The following is a 22,930-nucleotide window of genomic DNA, read 5'->3' on the forward strand; positions in this document are numbered from 1 at the left end:
TTTGCGCCATTTTTTTAACCCTATCGAATTAAAAATTTAAAACTGATCGTTGCTCAACGCCATCACACCAGCACTTCCATCCACAATCGACACACTTAAACCAAACGCGGTCGTCAAGATATGATCCGCAAAGAAACGTGCTGTCGCCAGTTTTGCCTGATTAAAGCTAGCATCACCATCACCCGCTTGCAATTTAGCGTGCGCAATTTGCGCAGCACGCGCTAACTGCCAACCACCGAAAACGACACCAGCTAATTTCAAATACGGAACGCTGCCTGAGAATACCGCTTTGATGTCAGCTTTAAAATTAGCAACCACGAAGTTGACGACCTCTTCCAAAGCCGTTGCACCAACTGCCAATTGCTTAGCAATCGCTTGCAAATCAGCATTGCTGCTCGCTGCCAATTCAGCTTGAGTAGCACGAATTTGGGCAATAAAATGTTTTGCTACCGCACCCGCATCACGTGCTGTTTTACGACCAACTAAGTCATTCGCCTGAATTGCTGTAGTACCCTCATAGATCGTCAAAATCTGTGCATCGCGATAGTATTGGGCCGCGCCTGTTTCTTCGATAAAGCCCATACCACCATGTACTTGCACACCAGTTGATGTGACGTTCAAAGACATCTCAGTCGACCATCCTTTTACGATAGGCACTAAGTATTCGTAGGCCGCTTGATTTTGCTTGCGTACTGCCTCGTCGCTTGCATGGTGCGCTTTGTCGCTCATCGCTGCAGCGACGTAAGCCAAGGCACGTGCACCTTCGATTTGCGCACGCATCGACATCAACATGCGGCGCACATCTGGATGATTAATAATCGCCACAGGACCTGGGGATCCAGCCAAATCACGTGATTGCACACGGTCTTTAGCATAAGACACCGCCTTTTGATAGGCACGTTCTGCAACTGCAATGCCTTGCATGCCAACGCCAAAGCGCGCGGCATTCATCATGATGAACATGTATTCGAGACCGCGGTTTTCTTCGCCAACTAAAGTACCAATCGCGCCACCATTGTCACCAAATTGCAGTACGCAAGTTGGGCTGGCCTTGATACCGAGTTTATGTTCGATAGACACACAGTGTGCGTCATTGCGTGCGCCTAAGCTACCGTCAGCATTCACCAAAAATTTCGGCACGATAAACAGTGAGATACCTTTGACGCCTTCTGGCGCATCTGGCGTACGTGCCAATACCAAGTGAACGATATTTTCCGCCATATCGTGCTCACCATAAGTGATGAAAATCTTGGTACCGAAAACTTTATAAGTGCCATCACCTTGTGGCACAGCGCGTGTACGAACCATCGCCAAATCCGAACCAGCTTGCGGCTCAGTCAAGTTCATGGTGCCAGTCCACTTGCCAGATACCAAATTTTCGAGGTAAGTCGCTTTGTCGGCATCACTACCAGCGGTCAACAAGGCTTCAATCGCGCCATCGCTGAGCAATGGGCACAAAGCAAACGACAAATTCGCTGCGTGCAGCATTTCCATACAGGGCGTTGCTACCAATTTTGGCAAACCCTGACCGCCAAATTCAGTAGGATGTTGCATACCCTGCCAGCCACCTTCAGCAAACATCTTGAAAGCTTCTTTAAAGCCTTTGGTAGTGAAAACTTGACCGTCTTTCCAATAGCTAGGCTCTTGATCGCCAGCCCAATTCAATGGTGCAACGACTTCGCTGGTGAACTTCGCACTCTCTTCCAATACTGCTTCTACCGTTTCAGGCGTCGCATCTTCACAGCCCGGTAAGGCATTCACATCAGCAAGACCCGCCAATTCATTCATGACAAACAAAATGTCTTTTAATGGGGCAACGTAGCTCATACAATCTCCGAATAATAAAATTAATTTTCTTGCCGAGGAAGCATAAAGGGCGCAGAGACCACCCAAGTTTTCTCTGCGCCCTCTTCGGCTTACGAATTCCTTGCGTCAATGTCGCCGTGATTTTTCAACATTTTCACGCATCTTGAACCGTCATTCCCGCAAAAGCGGGAATCCAAATTTAACACACTGACTTGAGCAAACATGGATTCCTGCTTTCGCGGGAATGACGTGTCCGCATGTTTTTAAACTTATCCCAATTCCGTTACCAATTGCGGCACGATTTCGAATAAGTCACCAACAATACCGTAATCTGCCACAGAGAAAATTGGTGCTTCTGGATCTTTGTTGATTGCCACGATAGTTTTAGAATCTTTCATACCAGCCAAATGTTGGATCGCGCCGGAAATACCGACCGCGATATACAAAGTTGGCGCAACGATCTTACCTGTTTGACCCACTTGCCAATCGTTAGGAACATAGCCCGCGTCAACCGCTGCACGAGATGCACCCATTGCTGCGCCGAGTTTGTCTGCTAATGGCTCTAAAACTTTAAATGCGTCTGCAGAACCCAATCCACGACCACCAGAAACGATGACTTTTGCCGCTGTCAATTCTGGACGATCTGATTTTGCTACCTCACGAGAAACGAATGCAGACTTGCCACTATCCGCTACCGCAGCAACCGATTCCACAGCTGCAGAACCACCTGTCGCAGCGGCATCAAAACCTGTTGTACGCACTGTAATTACTTTGATGCTGTCGGTTGATTGCACGGTAGCGATCGCATTACCAGCGTAGATTGGACGTTCGAATGTATCAGCAGATTCCACTTTCGTGATTTCTGAAATTTGTGCAACGTCGAGTTTAGCTGCAACGCGAGGCAAAATGTTTTTGCCGTAAGCGGTTGCAGGTGCCAAGATATGTGTGTAGCCAGAAGCAATCGTCAAAACTTGCTCTGCGACGTTTTCTGCCAAACCTTCAGCGAAGTAAGCAGCGTCTGCGTGTAATACTTTGCTCACGCCCGCGATTTGAGCTGCAGCTTGGGCAACCGCACCAGCATTGTGACCTGCAACCAATACGTGTACGTCACCACCGCATTTAGCAGCAGCAGTAACCGTGTTCAATGTACTTCCCTTCAAGGAAGCATTATCGTGTTCAGCGATGACGAGTGTAGTCATGATGTTTTCCACTTGTTTCCGCAAATTCACAAATGAATTTGCTTAAAAATTTGATTGAAATGAATAAAGAAAAATGTTCTCAAATAAGAAATTTAGCCGATGACTTTGGCTTCGTTTTTCAATTTGCTGACTAATGTCGCTACGTCAGGAACAATAATGCCGGCTGAGCGTTTAGCTGGCTCTGCGACTTTCAAAGTCTTGATGCGAGAAGTCACGTCCACACCCAAATCGGCTGGTTTGACGTTATCCAAAGTTTTCTTTTTGGCTTTCATGATGTTTGGCAAAGTCACATAGCGTGGCTCATTCAAACGCAAGTCGGTTGTCACGATTGCTGGCAACGTCAAACTTAAAGTTTCCAAGCCGCCATCGACTTCACGTGTCACAGTCGCCTTACCGTCCGCAACCGTTACCTTGGAAGCGAAAGTCGCTTGTGGCCAACCCAACAATGCCGCCAACATTTGACCTGTTTGATTGCAATCATCATCAATGGCTTGCTTACCTAAGATGATCAATTGTGGTTGCTCTTTATCAGCCAAAGCTTTCAACAATTTAGCAACTGCCAAAGGTTGTAGTTCTTCATCCGTTTCAACCAAAATACCGCGATCAGCACCGATCGCCATTGCTGTACGCAAGGTTTCTTGGCATTGCGCAACACCGCAAGAAACAGCGACTACTTCCGTTACTACACCAGCTTCTTTTAAACGGGTCGCTTCTTCCACAGCGATTTCATCGAATGGATTCATAGACATCTTGACGTTAGCAACATCAACGCCAGAGCCATCGGATTTGACGCGGACTTTAACGTTATAGTCAACCACGCGCTTAACTGGTACTAAGACTTTCATAGTTTTGCCTTTACTGTGCTTACTAAGATAAATAAGATAAAAAACGAAGAATAAAGCTAAAAAATTCGATTGCTAGTCTACGCACGCAGAAAATCAAAAATCAAATTTGCTGACACTAATTGACGTAAACGTAAAGCAGATGATTATAGATGTTAACAGGAAACGCGTCTGCATTTTTAGAACGTTCGTTCTTTTTTATGAAAACTGATGAATTCCTCTATGAAATCACTTCGTTTTGATAAAAAAAAACCACAAAATAATTTGTGGTTTTTGCACTTTTTCGAGATCTCTCGCTTCAAACTGTCTCAAAATTTCTCAAATAATCGATCTGAATCAAGATTGCGTATCAAGCAAAGTTGAGTTGTAGCGAGCGTCTCTTGTCTATTTGCGCTTCAAAAAATATTCGAATTCATTACTTGCTTCTAAATGCGACAATAATTCATTACCGGTTTGCTTGGAAAACGCTTTGAAATCGCGTACCGAGCCTGGATCGGTCGCTATTACACGTAAAACCTCACCAGTCACCATTTCAGATAAGGCTTTTTTTGCTTTTAAGATTGGAAGCGGGCAATTGAGGCCGCGGGCGTCCAGTTCTCTATTGAATTGCATGGTTTTTCCTGAAGCTAGAAAATAAACTTAAACCGATTTATCCAGCAAGCAAAGTCAAATCTGAATGCTGAAACATTGTGCAGATGATTTTACCGTAAATTTCTAAATATTGTGCGTCGCAACAAGAAAAATCACTTTTTCTTTCAAAATTTAGCAATTCAAAAAAACGAACGTAATAAAAAGTTGCGATTTTTTTATAAAGACAAAGGGTTAAACACAGTAATAACCCTTTGTCAGTTCACATCACCACCAACAAGTAATTACAGCTTAGCAGTCAACCAAGCAGGCACCGCCGCCAAAGCCGCAGGCAAACCATCTGGATTGGTACCACCAGCCTGCGCCATATCTGGGCGACCACCACCTTTGCCACCTACTTGCTGCGCAACGAAATTGACTAAATCACCCGCTTTCACTTTTGCAGTGCAATCAGCACTAACACCAGCGGTCAAACTCACCTTACCATCGATCACCGACGCCAATACCACTACCGCTGATTTCAATTGATCTTTTAGACGCGTTACAGAATCGCGTAGCGCATTTGCATCAGCACCGTCTAGTGTTGCCACCAAGACTTTGACACCATTGATTTCTTCGGCCTGAGACAACATCGCATCAGCTTGGTTAGCCGCTAATTTTGACTTCAATGCGGCAACTTCTTTTTCCAGCGACTTCATTTGCTCTTGCCATTGATTCAAACGAGCACCGATGTCTTCTGGTTGTACTTTCATTGTTGCAGCTACTTGGCTGATACGCGCATTCATATCTTGTACCAGATTAAACGCAACCTCACCCGTCACCGCCTCAACTCGACGAATACCTGCAGCAATACCGCCCTCAGCTACGATCTTGAACAAACCGATATCGCCAGTGCGATGAACGTGAACACCACCGCACAATTCGCGTGAAGTACCAATGTCTAAGACACGCACTTCGTCGCCATATTTTTCACCAAATAAAGCCATCGCGCCGTGTTTTACCGCGTCATCAAACGACATCAATTGCGCTTGAGTCGCGACGTTCGCCAAAATTTCACGATTCACGATCACTTCAACTTGACGAATCTCATCAGCGGTCATTGGTGCATTATGGCTAAAGTCAAATCGCGTTTTTTCTGCGTCCACCAAAGAACCTTTTTGCGCTACGTGTGAACCTAATACTTCACGCAAGGCTTTGTGCATTAAATGCGTAGCGGAGTGATTACGAATCGTATGCGCACGTAATACTTTATCGACTTGCGCACTCACCGCATCACCGACTGTTAAGCTACCAGCACTTAAAGTACCATGATGACCAAATACATCGGCTTGAATTTTCTGGGTATCAGCAACCGCAAAGGCCACAACGTTAGCAGCTTGCAACACACCCGCATCGCCACATTGACCGCCTGATTCCGCATAGAATGGCGTGACATCCAATACAACAATAGCAGCTTGGCCGGCTTCAATTTTTTGTACCGCAGCACCATCGACGTACAGCGCAATCACTTTACTGTCATAGCTCAATTGTTCGTAACCGACAAACTTAGATTTTTCACCGTTGTACTCGATCGCCGTGCTCATCTTGAATTTACCAGCAGCACGTGCCATCTGCTTTTGGTTTTCCATCGCGGCATCGAAACCAGCTTCATCCAATACCACGCCACGTTCGCGGCAAATATCGGCCGTCAAATCTAATGGGAAGCCATAAGTGTCATACAGGGTAAACGCGGTATTGCCGTCGAGATTTTTGCTGTCTTTAGCAAGCGCCGCTTCCAAAATCTTCATGCCATGCTCAAGTGTTTCGCCGAAACGTTCTTCTTCTTGTTTCAACACTTGTGCAACACGCTCGCTAGCTTCAGCTAACTCTGGATACGCTGCGCCCATTTCTTTAACCAAGTCAGCAACTAATTTATAGAAAAATGGTTTAGTTTGGCCTAGCTTGTGACCGTGGCGTAATGCACGACGCGTAATACGACGCAATACGTAACCGCGACCTTCATTACCTGGAATAATGCCATCAACAATCAAAAAGCCCGCGCAACGGATGTGGTCAGCAATGACTTTCAACGAGTTGTTGTTCAAATCGGTACAGCCCGTTTCACGCGCGGCTGCTTTAATCAAAGCTTGGAAAGTGTCAATCTCGTAATTGGAATGAACATGCTGCAAAACCGCAGCGATGCGTTCCAAGCCCATGCCCGTATCTACACATGGTTTTGGCAACGGGTGCAAAACACCTTGTTCGTCTTTATTGAACTGCATGAAAACCAAGTTCCATACTTCGATAAAGCGATCACCGTTTTCGTCAGGAGAACCTGGAGGACCACCCCAAATTTCTGGGCCGTGATCATAGAAAATTTCACTGCACGGACCGCAAGGACCAGTATCTGCCATTTGCCAGAAGTTGTCAGAAGCGTAGCGCGCACCTTTGTTATCGCCGATACGAATGATGCGTTCAGCTGGCACACCAATTTCGTTTTTCCAAATATCGTAGGCTTCGTCGTCTTCTTGATAGACGGTGACCGTTAACTTCTCTTTTGGTAAGCCATAAGTAACCGTCAACAATTCCCAAGCATAGTTAATCGCATCACGCTTGAAATAATCACCAAAAGAAAAATTACCTAACATTTCAAAGAAAGTATGGTGACGCGCAGTGTAACCAACATTTTCTAAATCATTATGCTTACCACCTGCACGTACACTACGTTGTGCTGTTGTTGCACGCGAATAGCTACGTTTATCTTGACCTAAAAATACATCTTTAAATTGGACCATGCCCGAATTAGTAAACAACAAAGTCGGATCATTACCTGGAACCAAGCTTGAGGAGCGGACAATGCTATGTCCTTTAGATTCGAAGAATTTGAGGAATTTTTCGCGAATTTCTGACGAGTTCATAGTGTATTTAAAGGCAAAGGCCATGCAAAAAGTGAATTTAACCTTTGATTATACGTGAAGAAGCAAGCATTTTTCTTCTCGAAATAAAAAAGCCACTTAGTGCACACACTCGAACTCTTACCAAGAATTTTACAAAACAAATGAATCAGTTTGCTGCTCAGATTAATTTACACTCAATCACAACGCTTTTTTATCCGCTGCGCAGGAGGCCAACTCCATAGCTAGTAGTTCTTCAATAACTTACTTAGAGAGCCATCTTTACTACCACGTTCGATTGCTTTGTCGATTCTCTCAATCACATCCTGAAATTGCTGTTTAGCGCTAGCAAAATGAATGGTATCAACAAAAATAGGATTCAAAGAAACGTTAAACCTACGCCCATTAAGCTCAGGATCGTTAAAACTTGCGATGATTTTTTCATGCAGTGCTTGATCAATCTGATCGCGACTAATAAGACGATTGAACGGAATTAAAATCACGTCGCAGCGTTTAGTAAGCAATTTCTTAAATCGCTCTTGATAAGACAAATAATCTTCTTGAACGGTAAACACCACATTGCGTGCGCGTTCATACTCGAGACCATGAGAGATTCCAACACTCGCCACGACGACTTTGTTTTTCAAATCATTAAGATCAGCGATCTGCGCATTTTCTTCGCCATAAGAGATCGCCCACAATGGAAAACTTAACACCGGTGCCGAGTAACGATATTGCGCTAATCGTTCAATGGATTTTGAAAACCCGTAGATGATTCCCTCACCTCTTAGCACTTCTCGTTGCGCACGCTTCCAAGGCAAAGTCACGATAGAAAATTTTACATGAGCTTGACGCTCAAAGTAATCAAAAACTCGCAAGACTTCTGGAGTGATGGGAATGTGCTTACCTTTTCCGTCGATATTTTCCGGGTAATACAACTTAATCTGACGAAGCGTTTCCGCTTCAGACTGACCATTGACGAGATAAAGGCAGGAGACAAGTAACAGGTGCAAAAGGAAATGACGCATAAATAGGATGAATATGATGAAAAATTCAGCACTAACAGGATGCGTCGAGTATCAACGATTTTTATCTTTTACCCAAGAAAATATTTCCACACCACATCAAAATTACCACAACACTTTCTTATTTTTCAATGCAAATTGATCTCGCTTAAGCTTAATTAATCGAGATCAAATTTTGCTCACTTCACTCAAGCTAGTTTAAGAAGTACATGAACCATAAGCAATTGGGGCATTGCAAGCTTTTATTGCAATGGATTTCAGCTAGTTAACAGGCTGAAATCCAGCCGATTAATCTGCGTAATCTGTGTAATTTTCACATTCAATGCACATCACGATCGTTGTGCTTCTTGCGATAGATTTTTCGGCTAGTCCGATTTTCTTGTGCATGCAGTTTAGCGCGCTCTGCATCTGTGACGACGCCGTCTGCTTTGGCTGCACGTTTGTCAGCCTGGATCTTCGCCTCCCGCAATTCTAAGTTCGCAGTCTCTTTCGCAGTTAGTTCCCCTGAACGTACACCATCAGCAATACGCTTTTGCTGTTGAATTTGTCGTTTAGTGATGTTTGGTGTCGCGGCTTCTTGCGCGAACGTGCTTACTGGAATCAAAGTAATCAAACCAGTTGCGAGTAATCCAGAAATAATTTGTGCTGTTTTCATCATGTATCCTTTACACATTGTGAATTCAAATACGCTGTAATTTGGGTATTCAATTTGTCGTTCATTCGATAAGACACTTATCGAGCTATGCAAATCAAATTGCATGGGACTATAACGTTATCCGAATCGATTTGACGACGACATTTTTGTAAAGGAAGTAAGTGTTTGTAACAAGGCAGCTTAGCCAGGAAAATCAGCTGGAATTAAATCAATTCTATCGGTGCAAAAGCCATCAACGCCCCATGACAAAATTTGCCTCGCTCGCTCGACCGAATTTACCGTGTAACAAAAAAGACCATACCCAGCTTGCTTTATTTGCGTCGCCCACTCTGGCGTTAAGTTTTCATGATTAGTATGCAGCGCTACAGCTTCCAATGTATTTAACGACTGCTGCCAAGTTGGCTCATAACTGTCCATCAAAAAGCCACGTGCAATTTCTGGTGCTTGTTGCTGAGCGCTGCGCAATGCATCATAAGAAAACGACGAAAACAATGGTGGAATCGCCTGCGCTCCACATTCGCGCATGAGTTCTTGGGTCAGAGCGGCAACAACGGTACCAGTCACAGCCTCAAATCCTGGGGCTGGCTTAATTTCTACATTCATCCAAATTTGATGTTTCTGGCAAAATCGGAAAACTTCTTCATAACTTGGTACTCGCACATCAGAAAATGCAGAGTCAAACCAAGATCCTGCATCCATTTTTAACAACTCTTCTGCAGAAGTTGCTGCGACTTCACCACTCGCTTGAATTGTGCGTCCAAATTCAGAATCATGCATAAGCACCGGAATTTCGTCCTTGGATAGCATCACATCAAATTCGACCGCGCGATATCCATGACTAAATCCGCAAGCCATCGCGGCCAAAGTATTTTCGGGAGCGAGACTTCCACCACCTCGGTGCGCTACAATTTTAGGATATGGCCACATTAGCTACTCTCCATCAATAGAATAAGAAAACTTCAAGAATCCATCATCAACACGACATGCAAAACTCTACACCACCACCTTCACAAAAGTCAGCACTTGGGCACATTCGCGTATTAGATCTAAGCCGTGTCTTAGCCGGACCATGGTGTTCACAAAATTTAGCAGATCTTGGTGCCGAAGTGATTAAAATTGAACGCCCAAGCGGAGGCGACGACACTCGTCAATGGGGACCGCCTTACCTCCGTGATGCAGACGGCAATAATACAAGTGAAGCAGCATACTACCTATGCGCAAATCGAGGGAAACGCGCGATCACGGTTGATATTTCTACGCCACAAGGACAAGAGATTATCCGAGAATTGGCAAAGCAATCTGATGTCGTCATTGAAAACTACAAAGTTGATCAGCTGAAAAAATACGGCTTAGATTATGCATCATTAAAGCAAGTAAAAACTGATCTCATTTACTGCTCCATAACGGGCTTTGGACAAACTGGGCCTTATGCGCATCGGGCTGGATATGACTTCATCATCCAAGGTATGGGCGGCCTGATGTCGCTCACAGGCGAGCGTGATGAATTGGCGGGAGGTGGCCCACAAAAAGCCGGCGTCGCAATTACAGATTTAATGACAGGCATGTACGCCACGGTCGCCATCTTGGCGGCACTTAGCCATCGTGACCGATGCGGTGAAGGGCAATACATTGATATGGCTTTGCTCGATGTTCAAGTCGCGATGCTGGCCAACATGGGATCAAATTACCTCACTAGCGGCAACGCACCAAAACGTTGGGGCAATGCACATCCGAATATCGTTCCGTATCAAAGCTTTACAACTTCAGACAGCCACATCATCGTCGCCGCTGGCAATGATGCGCAGTATCAAAAATTTGTACAAATTGGCGGCATGCCAGAATTAGCCGATGACGATCGCTTTATCAGTAATCCACTACGCGTAAAACATCGCGATCTTTTGGTGCCGATATTAGCAGACATGGTCCGACGAAAATCCAAGCAAGAATGGATCGACTCTTTAGAATCGGCTGGAGTCCCTTGCGGGCCAATTAATAATTTAGAGGAAGTCTTTCAAGATCCGCAAGTAATAGCTCGCCAATTGCAGCGTGAACTGCCACATCCAACTGCAGGCTCAGTTCCCTTAGTTGCTAATCCAATTCGCATGTCTGCAACACCAATCGAATACCAAAATCCACCGCCCTTGCTCAGCGAACATACCACCACGTGTTTGCGTGATTTACTTCATTTCGATGATGAAAAAATCGCAAAATTGAAACGCGATGGGATTATTTAACTCTCCCCACAGTATCGATCAGTAATACCGAGCAAAATCAACTGCGGATATGCCCTAAACACAGGTCAACTAAGCATCTTGTCACGGCGTTAGATCAGCAATTGTTTCAGACTTACCAGAGTTACTGGCCTGTCTGAACATTGACTTAGCCAAGATTCCAATCAAATTAATGGAAATATCATGCGAAAAATTGCTCTTATTGCCGCTGTACTGGTACTCACTCAACTAACTGGATGCGTCGTGCATCGATATCGATCCGAGCCAGTACGAGATTACAACGCAAATTACTCCAGCTACAACACACAATATCCTAGAGCTTATCAAGAGCAATACACAACTAGATACTCAAACCAGTATAGCGAACAATATTCGTCAACCTACCAAGAAGAAGTAGCGCAAATTGTTGATATTCGCAATATCAGCGAAGTACGCGAAAGTAGCGGTGGCGGTGCAGTGGTTGGTGCGATTTTGGGCGGTATTATTGGTAATCAAATTGGTAGAAGTGACGACCACTCCTCGTACCGTGGTCGCGGTTACAGCCGCCATCGCGGCCGCGGTCATGACAATGATGGGGCACGTGCTGTTGCGACGGTAGGTGGTGCGATCATCGGTGGTGTCATCGGTAATGAACTGGATCGTGGCACGAGTGAACAACGCGTTGTCACTGAAGTTACCATACGTCTGAATAATGGACAAACTCAGATCGTACAAATGAATAATCCTGGTCAATTTCGTGTTGGCGATCGAGTCAGAGTCAGTTATCGCAGTGGACGTTGGTTGATTATGTAAGCTGTCAACATTGCTATCCAATTAGCGACAGAGATAAGACACAAACTCACAGATTCGTATTGAGAATGAAAAAGCGCCATGTGAAAATTTTCACATGGCGCTTTTTTTGTAGCTCTAAACAAGTTGAAACGGATAAAACAAACTCAACTCAGCGCAAAAAAAATGCGAACAGTGTAGTTTCAGCCAATTTTCAATCTTGTGCTCAAGCAGTACTTACTTAGCAGCAGCTTTTTTCGCAGCACCTGCAAAGTCACCCGCGTAGTAATGTCCAATACGTTCCGGCGTAATGAATTTACGGATTGCTGCATTCACCTGATCCAAAGTCAAGGCAGCGATTTTCGCATCTAACTCTGCATCAAATGCCATGCTACGTCCCAAGAATAATTGACTACGCAAAGCACCTGCCAAGGCTGGATCTTGCGCACGACGCAAAGCATAGGTTTGTGCCAAAGCTTGTTTCGCATCTGCCAACTCGGTCGCGGTAATACCATCTTTAACAAATAAGTTCAGCTCTTCTTTGATCGCATTTTGCAAACGCTCTAAATTCTGCGGTGCAAACATCGCATACAAAGTTAAACCAGCTGTTTTGTCTAAAGCAGGAACTGAAACAGCACTGCCTACACCGTAGCTGATCCCCTCTTTCTGACGGATACGACCAAATAAACGTGACTTAATACCACCACCCAAAACGTTATCAGCAACTAATAAAGCTGGGTACTCAGGTGCTTGATCATTCAATTCAAATGGCAAATCGCCTAAGTAAAATGCATTTGCCTTATCTGGTGTTTCCAACTTAATTGAGGCACTTTCCGCAGCTACAGGCAAACTAGGCGCACGTGTGAATTTCGCAGGGCTATTCCAGTCACCAATCACTTTTGCCAACTGCGCTTTTACTGCTGGCGCATCAAAATCACCGACCAAAGTGAATTCAGCAGCGCTGGCACCGTAAAAGTTTTTATAAAAATCTTTTACCGCATCTAACTTAATCGCGCTGTATTCTGCGATACCGTCATCAATCGATGCTGCATAACGCACATCGCCTTTTTTGTACGGTGCGTTTTTCTTCACCTTCATTGCCTCTGATGCAGCAGTTTGTGGTTCGCTACGAGAACTTTCGAGAGCAGATAAGTTCTCCTTTACCAACAACTCAAACTCAGATTGTGGGAATGTTGGAGCACGCAAAACTTCACGCATGATATCTAATAAGGCAGGCAAATTCGCGCGCACAGTTTCGAAAGAAATCGCCACGTTTTGTCCAGCCCCAGAAATATTCAACTTCGCTTTTAATTCACCAAGCTTCGTATCTAATTCGGCACGAGTAAATTTGCTAGAGCCACGCATCAACATATCGGCGGCGATATTCGAAGCAACGACTTTACCAAATAAGGAAGTCTCGTCACCCAAGTGCAAATTCAAACGTCCGCTCACTGTTTCGCCACGTGTTTTCTTACTCAAGAGCGCTACTTTGGCACCATTTGGCAAACTCAATTTCTCGGTACGTTTGTCAATGTTTGCAGGTGTTGCATCGAAAGTTTCACCAGCAGCGACCTTTGCGCGGCCTTTATAACCATCGACTAACTTTGCGACATCTGGTGTATCTGGAACTTCTGCTCGATCTGGTGCCGCAACTGGAATAAATTGTCCGAAGCTACGGTTATCTTGTTTGAAGTAATTCTTCGCGACACGCTGTACGTCGGCCAATGTCAAAGCTTCGATACGATCGCGTTGAATGAAGAACAAACGCCAATCACCCATCGCAATCGATTCCGACATACTTACGCACAAACGTTGCGGATCATTGATCGTCTTTTCTAAGTCATTCAATAAAGTTGTCTTCGCACGTTTTAACTCTGCTTCTGTGACGGGATTTTTTTCCAAACCTTCGACCGTATCAATTAAGACTTTTTTCGCGGCATCAACACTTTGGTCTTTACTCAGCATCGTCAGATACATGGAATAACCTGGCTCAGCCAATTGGAAGACAATATTACCAACGCCAACCGCTTGCTTTGACTCTACCAATTGTTTATGCAAACGGCCATTCGGTGCTGATCCTAAGATATCGCCCAAGGCTGCCAAGGCTGCCGCATCCGCATGGCTACCTGGTGCAGTTGGATAAAGTACTGCGGCCATTTGTTGATCAGTGACGCGACGCACTGTCACTTCACGCACACCATCACGCGCTTGTTCACGTGTCCAAGTTTTTTCTAATTGACGGCTAGGCTTTGCAATTCCGCCAAAAGTTTTTTCGATCAACGCCAAAGTTTTGGCCGTATCAAATTTACCAGCAACCATCAACACGGCATTATCTGGCTGATAAAATTTACGATAGAACCCTTGCAGATTTTCAATCTTCACACCTTCAACGTCAGCACGCGCGCCAATCGTATTATTGCCGTAGTTATGCCAATCAAACGTCACCGCTGCCAATTGTTTCCATAACACGCGGAATGGATTGTTTTCACCAATTTCCATCTCATTGCGCACAACAGAAAATTCGGTATCCAAGTCACTGCGGGCGATTTTGGAATTGATCATACGATCCGCTTCCATACTCAATGCCCATTGCAAATTATCTTCGCTCGCTGGGAAAGTTTCGTAGTAGTTAGTACGATCATAGAAAGTCGTACCATTAAACTGCATGCCACGCTTACTTAACTGGTCCATCAAATTACCACTTGTTTTGGTGCCTTTAAACAGCAAGTGCTCCAACAAATGCGCCATACCGGTTTCACCATAACTTTCATGACGTGATCCAACCATGTAAGTCACATTGACTGTCGTAGTTGGCTTAGATGCATCCGGTGCGAGCAAGACACGTAAGCCATTGGCTAAACGATATTCTGTAATTCCTTCAACCGATGTGTATGCGACGGCAGCTGGCGACGCCTTTGTCGATTTTGCAGCTTTCGCCGCAGGCGCTTTTGCTTCTTGCGCTAACACAGGTAAAACAACCGAAGCAGAACTAAAAGCGAACGCAAAGGCGAGACAGATTGGTTTCAGTTTCATAGTATTCCCATTTGAAAGAGATAGTGAAGCAACAAAAAGAGTGTTCTTGGATTATTTTTATTGCGCCAAATCAAGTATTAATATTCTTATCGTTAATTTAACAAAACGATGTTCTCAGCATATCAAAAATGACATGCCATTAGGTGATTTCTGATCAAAATAGTTTAAACGCGGATGAAATACATAAAATGTGCGATGAGTTTCGATCCAAAATTACCAAGATGCATAATAAATTTCTTTCCAAGCAACTACATCAAGAAAAGATTTAAAAGAGAGTTAAATATGGCGGCCGAATAACTGTATTTTGATTTATCCGATTTACTAAGTATTCGACTCGTTAAATTGACGCAAACGAACAGCGACGAATAACATCAGAATTCCGGCAACAACCCCGATCCAGAGCGACGTGCCCTGCATAGCTAACCACGCTTGGTGAGTGATATTTTGCAAACTAAAATAATGTTCCGGCAAACCAATATTTCTCTGTTCAAACAGCCAACTTGCTGGGAAAACACCCGTTACGAGACGCGCGATCACATGCAATGCGTACCAGCGCACATCCCATTCAAATTTAAAGATTTGATTTATAAAGGCAAGAAACAATACAGACAAAATAGGTACTCCAATCGCCCATGGAAACACGCGTGATTTTGCCCAGGCGGATATCATTAAATACCAAGCTACACTGGGTAATGCCCAAAGTACATAGACTGGAAATAGCGCCAAAATTTTAAGTGGCGTTAAATACATTTCACGATTAAGCAACAGGGGCTCAACCATATTGACAGAGGTAAAAACTGAGATAAATGCATACAAGGATATGAAAATAAAAAATGATGCCGTTGCAATTAGCCACAGCATGGCAGGCAATATCAGCAAAGGAAAACTGCATTTCGAGAAAATGGTCTGCCAATCGGAGATAGGTAAAGATTTCCAGAACAAAATACTTCGATCCATTCGCTCTGAGTAAAGTGAACTCATTAGGTACAAAATGGAAATTACAGCACCGATACCTAAAATAAAGAAAATTACTAATTGAAATCGTATCGGCATCGCTTCTACGGTTGATGCGATAAACATTGAACTAAATTCTTTAGCCGCGAAAGGCTCTTTCTGCATTAACACAGTGTCATTCATCAAGCTATCATGTATGCGCCAGGGACTTGCCAGCAGATTGACCGAGAAATAAGCCAAGCAAATACTCAAAGTAATCACCAGTGGTCCCCAAAAAAACCAAGATTTATTTTCCCAATACTCGCGCTTTACCAACCAACCTAATGTTTGAAGGTAAGGCTTCAACTTAAAAGCGCGCGCATCATGGGTAATGCTATTTAGCGATTGAGCTTCTGTGTCTACGTTCATATTAGTAAACTCCCTTCATCATTGTGACAAACAAGTCCGTAATGGCTGGTGTCCGCATCTCCCCTAAATGTTGAAGCTGAATTCGTGACACACCATCAAATAGCATTATAGATTTACCCAACACCACGCGTTGATCGATTGGTTGCAATGCTTGTGCGGCATCAAGCATTGCCATATCAACGCTTAATTCGGCAAAGCGATTTTCAATCTCATCCATTGATGCTTGCAGCACAATCTTTCCATCTCGTATAAAAATCACGTCACTCAACATGTGCTCAATTTCCTCCACTTGATGCGTCGTAATGATGATGGTTTTGTTCTCATCAAAATAATCCTCCAACAAATGTTGATAGAATTTTTTCCGATGCATGATGTCGAGTCCCAACGTGGGTTCATCTAAAATCAACAACTTGGTATCAACCGCCATGATTAAGGCGAGATGCAATTGCACCACCATGCCTTTCGACATCGCCTTCACTTTCATAGTCGAATCCAATTTGGTCGTCGCCAAATAACGTTCCGCTTTTTCACGATTGAATTTGGGATGAACGCCCTCCACAAAATCGATCGCATCACAAACACGCATCCAGCGCGGCAAGATGGCAACATCCGAAATAAAGCAAACTTCATTCATAAGCGCATCGCGTTGTTTGCGCGGATCAAAACCTAACACGGACAACTCTCCATCAAATGGTGTTAGTCCGAGAACAGCCTTCAAGGTCGTCGTTTTACCTGATCCATTCGGACCAATTAAACCAACGATACGACCTGGATTAATTTCAAAATGGATCTGATGCAGCACCTGTTGCTTACCGAATTTTTTGCTCAACGACTTGGCCGATATCAATACGTCATTCATATAGTCTCCTGTCCGTCAGTCTCTTTTTGAGTTGACACCAGTTCACTAAGATCTAAGCCTAAACGTTGGATTCGCTGTAAAGTCGCTGGCCACTCTTCACGCAAAAAACGCAAACGCTCACTTTCAAGCAATTTTTCTTTAGCACCGTCTAATACAAACATACCTAATCCCCTCTTGGTCTCCACAATTTTTTCGTCCACTAGCTCTTGATAAGCGCGCGACACGGTAATGGGGTTTAATTGAAAATCGGCAGCGATTTGACGTACCGATGGCAGCGCATCTCCCGCCTGCAAACGTTCATCTAAGATCATCGCCACCACCTGCTCCTTTAATTGCCGATAAATCGGCGCTTTGTCATTCCAAATCACGGCCATAGGCACTCCTAAACACGATTGTTGAATTGAATAAACAATGGCAACTACATCGCTACAAAATCACTGTTGTAGTTAACTATAACACCAACATTCCATATTACAAATATTTTTAATTCATTATCGATATTATTTACATGAGATCAATTTCAAGCTGTCAGCTTGCAGCTAAAATGCGCAGTCTGGTAAATTCGCATGAGATAAACCAGCAAGAACACCCACAGGAGAAATAATGAAAATTAAAAAATTTGTTTTAAGTGCAGCAGTCCTTGCCCTATCAAGTATCGGCATGAGCTCTCACGCGATGGCCGATGGGCGTGGCTTTACAGTTGAAGATCTGGTCAAAATGGAACGCATTGTGAGTCCCGTTATTTCGCCTGATGGAAAACACGTAGTCTACGCACAGCGCACAACTGATTTGGAAAAAAATCGTGGTCGTTGGGATTTATGGTTAATCAATTTGACTGAAGCGAAGCCAATTCCTAAAAAATTGACCAATGTTACGAATAATAACGAAGGCAATAACTCAGGCCCACAATGGTCGGCGAAAGGTGATGCGATTTATTTCGTTTCAAGTCGCTCTGGTAGCGGGCAAGTTTGGCGTTTAGCCATTGCTGGTGGCGAAGCTCAAAAAGTCACCGATTTACCGCTCGATGTTGAGAGTTTCAAAGTTTCACCGACAGAGAATCAAATTGCGATGGCAATTGAAGTTTTCCGTGATTGTCCAGATTTGACATGCACCAAGGATCGCCTAGAAGCCAAAGCAAAAAATAAAGCAAGCGGCAAGATTCACGACAAACTATTTATTCGTCATTGGGACACATGGGCTGATGGTCGCCGCAATGTGTTGTTCTCTGCATCGTTAGACAATCAACATATCGCCAGCAAAACACCTGTCAATTTGTCTGGCACTTTAGAGGCTGATGTTCATTCAAAACCAGATGGCGATCATGAAGACTACGCATTTACACCAGACGGAAAACACCTCGTTTTCTCTGCACGTATCGCCGGAAAAACCGAAGCTTGGTCAACCAACTTTGATTTATTCAAAGTGTCTGCAGCTGGCGGCACCGCACCACAAAATCTAACTGCAGATAATCCAGCATGGGATGCGAAACCAGCCTTCTCTCCCGATGGTAATACATTGGCCTATCTGGCAATGAAACGTCCGGGCTTTGAAGCAGATCGTTTTCAAATCATGTTAATGGATGTGAAGACAGGTCAAAAACGCGCACTCGCAGCCAACTGGGATCGTTCGGCAAGCAATTTAACTTGGTCAGCCGACAGCAAGAATCTCTACACCAGTGCATTTGATCTCGGCCAGTTACGCTTATTTTCGATTGATGCCAATAGCGGCAAAGTGACGGCTTTAACCGACCAAGGCTCGGTAGCTGGCTACGACGTACAAGGCAATACTGCAGTGGTCGCCAAAGCAGATTTAGCATCAGGCGTGCAACTTTACAAATCCGCATTGACACCAAGCTCTTGGACACAAATCACCGAGGTGAATAAACAAGCCTTAGCGGATGTGCGTTTCGGTGAATACGAGCAATTTAGTTACGCAGGCGCCAAAGGCGAAAAAGTCTATGGTTATGTAATGAAACCATGGAACGCAAAAGCGGGACAAAAATATCCAGTCGCATTCATCGTCCATGGCGGCCCACAAAGTAGTTTTGCCAATAATTGGAGCTATCGCTGGAATCCACAAACTTATGCAGGCGCCGGCTATGCAGTAGTGTTTATCGACTTCCACGGCTCGCTTGGATACGGTCAAAAATTTACCGACTCTATTAGTCAAGATTGGGGTGGTAAACCACTAGTTGATCTCAAGCTGGGTATGGCAGCTGCAGCCAAGAAATTCCCTTGGTTAGATAGCAGTAAAGCCTGTGCACTAGGTGCATCGTATGGTGGTTTTATGATGAATTGGATCGCTGGCAATTGGAATGATGGTTTTAAATGTATCGTGAACCACGCTGGCATCTTCGATAGCCGTTCTATGTATTACACCACAGAAGAATTGTGGTTCACCGAATGGGAAAACGGTGGCACTTACTATGACGTACCTGCCAAACACGAAAAATTCAATCCATCAGCGCATGTTCTCAAATGGAAAACGCCGATGTTAGTAACACAAGGTGAATTGGATTTCCGCGTTCCAAGCGCGCAATCTTTTGCAGCATTTACTGCCTTACAACGTCGTGGAATTGATAGCCAATTACTGACCTTCCCTGATGAAAATCATCACATTTTAAAACCAGCCAATTCAATTTTGTGGCATCAAACCGTTTTGAACTGGATGGAAAAATATCTGAAGTAAAAATTAGCGTTGCAATTAAAAAAGCCCTTCAATCAGTTTGCGATTGAAGGGCGTTTTCTTATGTATCGAAAGGCACGAAACCGTAATAAGATCTCTAGATTACAAATAAAACTTAGTGCTGTGTTCGATCAATTGAAGCGAAACGCGCTAACTCGTCAGCACGCAAATTTTTCGCACGCGGAATCCACTTTAACTGCACGGCTGGGATTTGCTTCATCAAATTCTCCACTTGTGAACGTAGCTCAAGCAATGCGGCAATTTGCTTTGTTCTTGCGGATTGCAGATCCGTAATGACGACTTGGCTATCACCATAAATAATGAGTGTGTCCGCAGCATGTTGCACTGCCAATTCTAGTAGTGCGTGCAAAGCACGGTATTCGGCATAACTGCTATCGCCGTAACCAATCGAACGACTAATTTCCCAAACTTGCCCGCTTGGTGCTTTCAACACAACACCGATGTAGCAATCTCCTGGATTTGGTTGCGCTGAGCCGTCAAACCAACCGCACCAACTATGATCAAAAACCATGTTGCCTGCTTGTTTAATGGCATACTTGGTTTCGGCGACGCGCTTCTTCTGTAGTTTGATTTCCGCTTGTTTGGCGATATCTTGCTGGCGTTGCTGTAGCAACAAAGATAATCCCAATCCTGCCGCTTCCTTTGTCAAAACCTGTTCTAAAGCGAGATGAAAATCGATTCCTTGGTCTCGCGCCAAACGCCGGCTCTCGACTAGCTCACGACGAAACGCCAATCTTTGTAGGATTTCGAGATCAATAGGCATATTCTGATATTCATCCATATCCAATTTAATTAATCGCTTGCAGAAACGACGGCTAGCTGAGTTCGCATTACCACATTCCCTCTTGTGCACAGAAATTTAATCACACTTGTTGTAAGCAAGAGGCAATTTGATCTATCTAAATAACGTCAACACAGTTCCTATGATAATCTTCGAACACAATTGATGCACGGCATCTTCTTGGTAAAAGTGCGCTTGCCAAGTCTAACTATAAAAAAATGCTAAATGTTTTCCATGAATTACCTCTCCTCGATCAAGGACTTCGTCCTGAATATCAACAACACGAAGAATCAGCATGAGGCTGCCCATTACTTCATGCTAGCTTGATCGTCGCACTTATGTTTTTCGCCCCACTTCAACAAGTTCAAGCTATCCGTCGTTGGACAAACTCGCTATGGTCGCATCCGCAACGTCCGATTTGGTCTTGGTGGGTACTGGCATGCTTGATGATTGGTATTGAAGTTTTTGGTCACGATCAAATTAAAACAGCACAAATGCTGGTCTTGGCTTTGCCATTCTTACTGATTTTATTCATCCCACTAGCTAGCCCGCGACATCAACGACTCCGCGTTATTTTTGTATGCGTTGCGCTGATCGCATTCGTACTCGATAGTGTACTGAGACGTTTCATCAGCGAAGCTTATCAAGCTGCGCCAGATAGCTCGATGGTTTTAAGTGCTGTTGCCAATACCAGCTTATTAGAGTCTCGCGAGTTTATTGCTAGCTATGCGCTACCTATCATCCAATTAGTGATACTAAGTATTTTTTCTATCGGCTTTTTGGTTTTTCTCGTGTTTTCCGCTAGCGCAAGTAGCACAAACGCAAAACAATTTCGCATCCAGTCATTGTGGCTAAAAATCCTTCTCGGCGTGGCGATTATTTTGTGCGTCGTTGGCTATGCGAGTAAGCCTTGGCGCAAGCTCCATCCTCTGTACTTTTGGCCCAGAATTTCACTGGTTACGATAGAACTGAGATCGAATTGGCATGATCTGAAAGCACAACGTGAAAAGCAACTGAACTTCGCCAAATCACTACAAGCGGTAGCAGAAGGAAATACTTCATCGACCCTAGTACTGATCTTGTCCGACAGCCTCAATCGCGACAATATGTCGACTCATGGCTATCCGCGCACAACTACGCCACAACTTGAAAACCTCAGCAAACGTATGCCGGAGCAAGTAATCAATTTTCGCTATGCGTGGTCAGTTGAGGCTGCAACAATTGCTTCATTAAAGAGCTTGTTTTATCTAGATACACCGAACGCAAAACCAGTTCATTTATTAGCACTGGCAAAAGCGGCCGGCTACCATATTACTTGGATCAGCAACCATGATGGGCAAGCAATCGAACAAGAGCATGCACGATTTGCTGATCACTTAGAAATGCTGAATAACATACCTGGACGCGACAGCAGTTCCTCCGATAGCAGCACCCATCAACCACTGATCGCTGCACTAGCACGTCCTGTGCAACGCAAATTGATTGTTGTACACATGCTCGGTGCCCATCCTCAATACAAGATGCGTTACCCAGAGAATGCCAATCTATATATCGATAGTAAGGACAAAGTCTATCGTGACTTAGAGCGACAAAGACGTTCTAGTTGGTTGATCGAAAAGCGCAATGAATATGATGCAGCAATACGAAATCATGATGCGCAAGTTGTAAAAACGCTGGAAATTACCCAACAGGCGCTCGATAAAGATCAACGTGGCGCTTGGATTTTTGTCTCTGACCATGGGCAGGAAGTTGCACACACACGTAATCATGCAGGACATAGTGCAAGCACAGCGGCGGGCTTTCGAATTCCTGCCTTTATTTGGAATAATCATCCGTCAACAATCGAAGCGAATCAAGCACTAGCGCAAAGACCATTTCGATTGGATTGGCTAGGATGGACCATGCTAACGCTGATGGAAATTCAATGGACTGGACAACAAGAAAGCAAAAACATACTGAGCCCAACTTATCAGTTCAAAAATCCTGAGTTAGGTATTCCTATCTCGACGTTTCGTAACTGATCTAAGCAATTAAGCCAGACTAACTTGGTCCGTAGATGTCTTGCGTTTGGTTCCTTCATACGAATCATAATCACCGTAGAGCAGCGTCTTTAATTCAAGTCCACTAATCACAGAAATCAGATTTCTATATAGTCAAACTGCATATAAGCAAATAAATACTAAGTAGTTGGTTATAAAGTAA

The 22,930-nt window shown here is 44.2% G+C and carries 17 protein-coding genes; 4 read left to right on the top strand and 13 right to left on the bottom strand.

The annotated features are described in order from the left end of the window. Nucleotides 1-36: 36 nt before the first annotated feature. The 8 genes from IE103_RS04945 to ugpQ form a co-directional block, all read right to left on the bottom strand. The gene (locus IE103_RS04945) at nt 37-1,827 is read right to left on the bottom strand and encodes an acyl-CoA dehydrogenase (RefSeq protein ID WP_189344840.1); all 1,791 of its coding nucleotides are present in this window, start codon (nt 1,825-1,827) and stop codon (nt 37-39) included. 248 nt (nt 1,828-2,075) lie between these two features. Next, nucleotides 2,076-3,005, bottom strand: coding sequence for an electron transfer flavoprotein subunit alpha/FixB family protein (locus IE103_RS04950; RefSeq protein WP_189344841.1), 930 nt, complete (start codon nt 3,003-3,005; stop codon nt 2,076-2,078). Between the two features lie 92 nt (nt 3,006-3,097). After that, entirely contained in the window at nt 3,098-3,850 is a 753-nt protein-coding gene (locus tag IE103_RS04955; RefSeq protein ID WP_189344842.1) for an electron transfer flavoprotein subunit beta/FixA family protein, read from the bottom strand. A 381-nt stretch (nt 3,851-4,231) separates the two neighbouring features. Beyond that, entirely contained in the window at nt 4,232-4,459 is a 228-nt protein-coding gene (locus IE103_RS04960; protein WP_189344843.1) for a sulfurtransferase TusA family protein, read from the bottom strand. A 260-nt stretch (nt 4,460-4,719) separates the two neighbouring features. Further along, nucleotides 4,720-7,332: an alanine--tRNA ligase gene (gene alaS / locus IE103_RS04965; protein ID WP_189344844.1), complete on the bottom strand. Its 2,613-nt coding sequence runs from the start codon at nt 7,330-7,332 to the stop codon at nt 4,720-4,722. Between the two features lie 221 nt (nt 7,333-7,553). Then, nucleotides 7,554-8,336: a substrate-binding periplasmic protein gene (locus tag IE103_RS04970; RefSeq protein ID WP_189344845.1), complete on the bottom strand. Its 783-nt coding sequence runs from the start codon at nt 8,334-8,336 to the stop codon at nt 7,554-7,556. A gap of 316 nt (nt 8,337-8,652) precedes the next feature. Continuing rightward, a complete protein-coding gene (locus tag IE103_RS04975) occupies nt 8,653-8,991 on the bottom strand; it encodes a hypothetical protein (protein WP_229827078.1) in 339 nt (112 codons plus the stop codon). 177 nt (nt 8,992-9,168) lie between these two features. Beyond that, a complete protein-coding gene (gene ugpQ / locus IE103_RS04980; protein ID WP_189344846.1) occupies nt 9,169-9,915 on the bottom strand; it encodes a glycerophosphodiester phosphodiesterase in 747 nt (248 codons plus the stop codon). A 56-nt stretch (nt 9,916-9,971) separates the two neighbouring features. Here ugpQ and IE103_RS04985 point away from each other — a divergent pair, with 56 nt between their 5' ends. Continuing rightward, on the top strand, nt 9,972-11,222 hold the full coding sequence (locus IE103_RS04985; RefSeq protein ID WP_189344847.1) for a CaiB/BaiF CoA transferase family protein: 1,251 nt from the start codon (nt 9,972-9,974) through the stop codon (nt 11,220-11,222). A 180-nt stretch (nt 11,223-11,402) separates the two neighbouring features. Beyond that, nucleotides 11,403-12,011: an outer membrane lipoprotein gene (locus IE103_RS04990; RefSeq protein WP_189344848.1), complete on the top strand. Its 609-nt coding sequence runs from the start codon at nt 11,403-11,405 to the stop codon at nt 12,009-12,011. A gap of 213 nt (nt 12,012-12,224) precedes the next feature. Here IE103_RS04990 and IE103_RS04995 read toward each other — a convergent pair whose 3' ends face one another. From IE103_RS04995 to IE103_RS05010, 4 genes are all read right to left on the bottom strand, one after another. Next, complete coding sequence (locus tag IE103_RS04995) at nt 12,225-15,020, bottom strand: M16 family metallopeptidase (protein WP_189344849.1); 2,796 nt, start codon at nt 15,018-15,020, stop codon at nt 12,225-12,227. A 321-nt stretch (nt 15,021-15,341) separates the two neighbouring features. After that, nucleotides 15,342-16,382 carry a hypothetical protein gene (locus IE103_RS05000; protein ID WP_189344850.1) on the bottom strand — a complete coding sequence of 347 codons (1,041 nt, stop codon included), beginning with the start codon at nt 16,380-16,382 and terminating at the stop codon, nt 15,342-15,344. A gap of 1 nt (nt 16,383) precedes the next feature. Further along, nucleotides 16,384-17,241 (bottom strand): ABC transporter ATP-binding protein, encoded by an 858-nt coding sequence (locus tag IE103_RS05005; protein ID WP_189344851.1) that lies wholly within the window; start codon nt 17,239-17,241, stop codon nt 16,384-16,386. Beyond that, nucleotides 17,238-17,615, bottom strand: a complete 378-nt coding sequence (locus IE103_RS05010) for a GntR family transcriptional regulator (protein ID WP_189344852.1) — start codon at nt 17,613-17,615, stop codon at nt 17,238-17,240. Before IE103_RS05010 ends, IE103_RS05005 begins: the two co-directional genes overlap by 4 nt. Before the next feature lie 229 nt (nt 17,616-17,844). On the opposite strand from IE103_RS05010, the gene IE103_RS05015 reads away from it, so the two are divergent. Further along, a complete protein-coding gene (locus IE103_RS05015; protein ID WP_189344853.1) occupies nt 17,845-19,929 on the top strand; it encodes a S9 family peptidase in 2,085 nt (694 codons plus the stop codon). Nucleotides 19,930-20,041: 112 nt separating this feature from the next. Here the strand turns inward: IE103_RS05015 and IE103_RS05020 are convergent, their stop codons facing one another. After that, nucleotides 20,042-20,710 carry a ribonuclease HI family protein gene (locus IE103_RS05020; RefSeq protein ID WP_189344854.1) on the bottom strand — a complete coding sequence of 223 codons (669 nt, stop codon included), beginning with the start codon at nt 20,708-20,710 and terminating at the stop codon, nt 20,042-20,044. Between the two features lie 356 nt (nt 20,711-21,066). Here IE103_RS05020 and IE103_RS05025 point away from each other — a divergent pair, with 356 nt between their 5' ends. After that, nucleotides 21,067-22,749 (top strand): sulfatase-like hydrolase/transferase, encoded by a 1,683-nt coding sequence (locus IE103_RS05025; protein ID WP_189344855.1) that lies wholly within the window; start codon nt 21,067-21,069, stop codon nt 22,747-22,749. Nucleotides 22,750-22,930 lie beyond the last annotated feature (181 nt).

Origin of the sequence: Affinundibacterium macrobrachii (genome assembly GCF_014652415.1) — a bacterium.
In the GTDB taxonomy this organism is placed as follows: Bacteria; Pseudomonadota; Gammaproteobacteria; order Burkholderiales; family Burkholderiaceae_D; genus Undibacterium; species Undibacterium macrobrachii.

Excerpts from the sequence above, each read along its gene's own strand:
- IE103_RS04985 (WP_189344847.1), top strand. The coding sequence starts at position 9,972 with ATGCAAAACTCTACACCACCACCTTCACAAAAGTCAGCACTTGGGCAC.
- IE103_RS05025 (WP_189344855.1), top strand. The coding sequence starts at position 21,067 with ATGTTTTTCGCCCCACTTCAACAAGTTCAAGCTATCCGTCGTTGGACA.
- IE103_RS04960 (WP_189344843.1), bottom strand. The coding sequence starts at position 4,459 with ATGCAATTCAATAGAGAACTGGACGCCCGCGGCCTCAATTGCCCGCTT.
- IE103_RS05000 (WP_189344850.1), bottom strand. The coding sequence starts at position 16,382 with ATGAACGTAGACACAGAAGCTCAATCGCTAAATAGCATTACCCATGAT.
- IE103_RS05020 (WP_189344854.1), bottom strand. The coding sequence starts at position 20,710 with ATGCCTATTGATCTCGAAATCCTACAAAGATTGGCGTTTCGTCGTGAG.
- IE103_RS04975 (WP_229827078.1), bottom strand. The coding sequence starts at position 8,991 with ATGATGAAAACAGCACAAATTATTTCTGGATTACTCGCAACTGGTTTG.
- IE103_RS05015 (WP_189344853.1), top strand. The coding sequence starts at position 17,845 with ATGAAAATTAAAAAATTTGTTTTAAGTGCAGCAGTCCTTGCCCTATCA.
- IE103_RS05005 (WP_189344851.1), bottom strand. The coding sequence starts at position 17,241 with ATGAATGACGTATTGATATCGGCCAAGTCGTTGAGCAAAAAATTCGGT.
- IE103_RS04970 (WP_189344845.1), bottom strand. The coding sequence starts at position 8,336 with ATGCGTCATTTCCTTTTGCACCTGTTACTTGTCTCCTGCCTTTATCTC.
- IE103_RS05010 (WP_189344852.1), bottom strand. The coding sequence starts at position 17,615 with ATGGCCGTGATTTGGAATGACAAAGCGCCGATTTATCGGCAATTAAAG.
- IE103_RS04995 (WP_189344849.1), bottom strand. The coding sequence starts at position 15,020 with ATGAAACTGAAACCAATCTGTCTCGCCTTTGCGTTCGCTTTTAGTTCT.
- IE103_RS04955 (WP_189344842.1), bottom strand. The coding sequence starts at position 3,850 with ATGAAAGTCTTAGTACCAGTTAAGCGCGTGGTTGACTATAACGTTAAA.
- IE103_RS04990 (WP_189344848.1), top strand. The coding sequence starts at position 11,403 with ATGCGAAAAATTGCTCTTATTGCCGCTGTACTGGTACTCACTCAACTA.
- ugpQ (WP_189344846.1), bottom strand. The coding sequence starts at position 9,915 with ATGTGGCCATATCCTAAAATTGTAGCGCACCGAGGTGGTGGAAGTCTC.
- IE103_RS04950 (WP_189344841.1), bottom strand. The coding sequence starts at position 3,005 with ATGACTACACTCGTCATCGCTGAACACGATAATGCTTCCTTGAAGGGA.
- alaS (WP_189344844.1), bottom strand. The coding sequence starts at position 7,332 with ATGAACTCGTCAGAAATTCGCGAAAAATTCCTCAAATTCTTCGAATCT.
- IE103_RS04945 (WP_189344840.1), bottom strand. The coding sequence starts at position 1,827 with ATGAGCTACGTTGCCCCATTAAAAGACATTTTGTTTGTCATGAATGAA.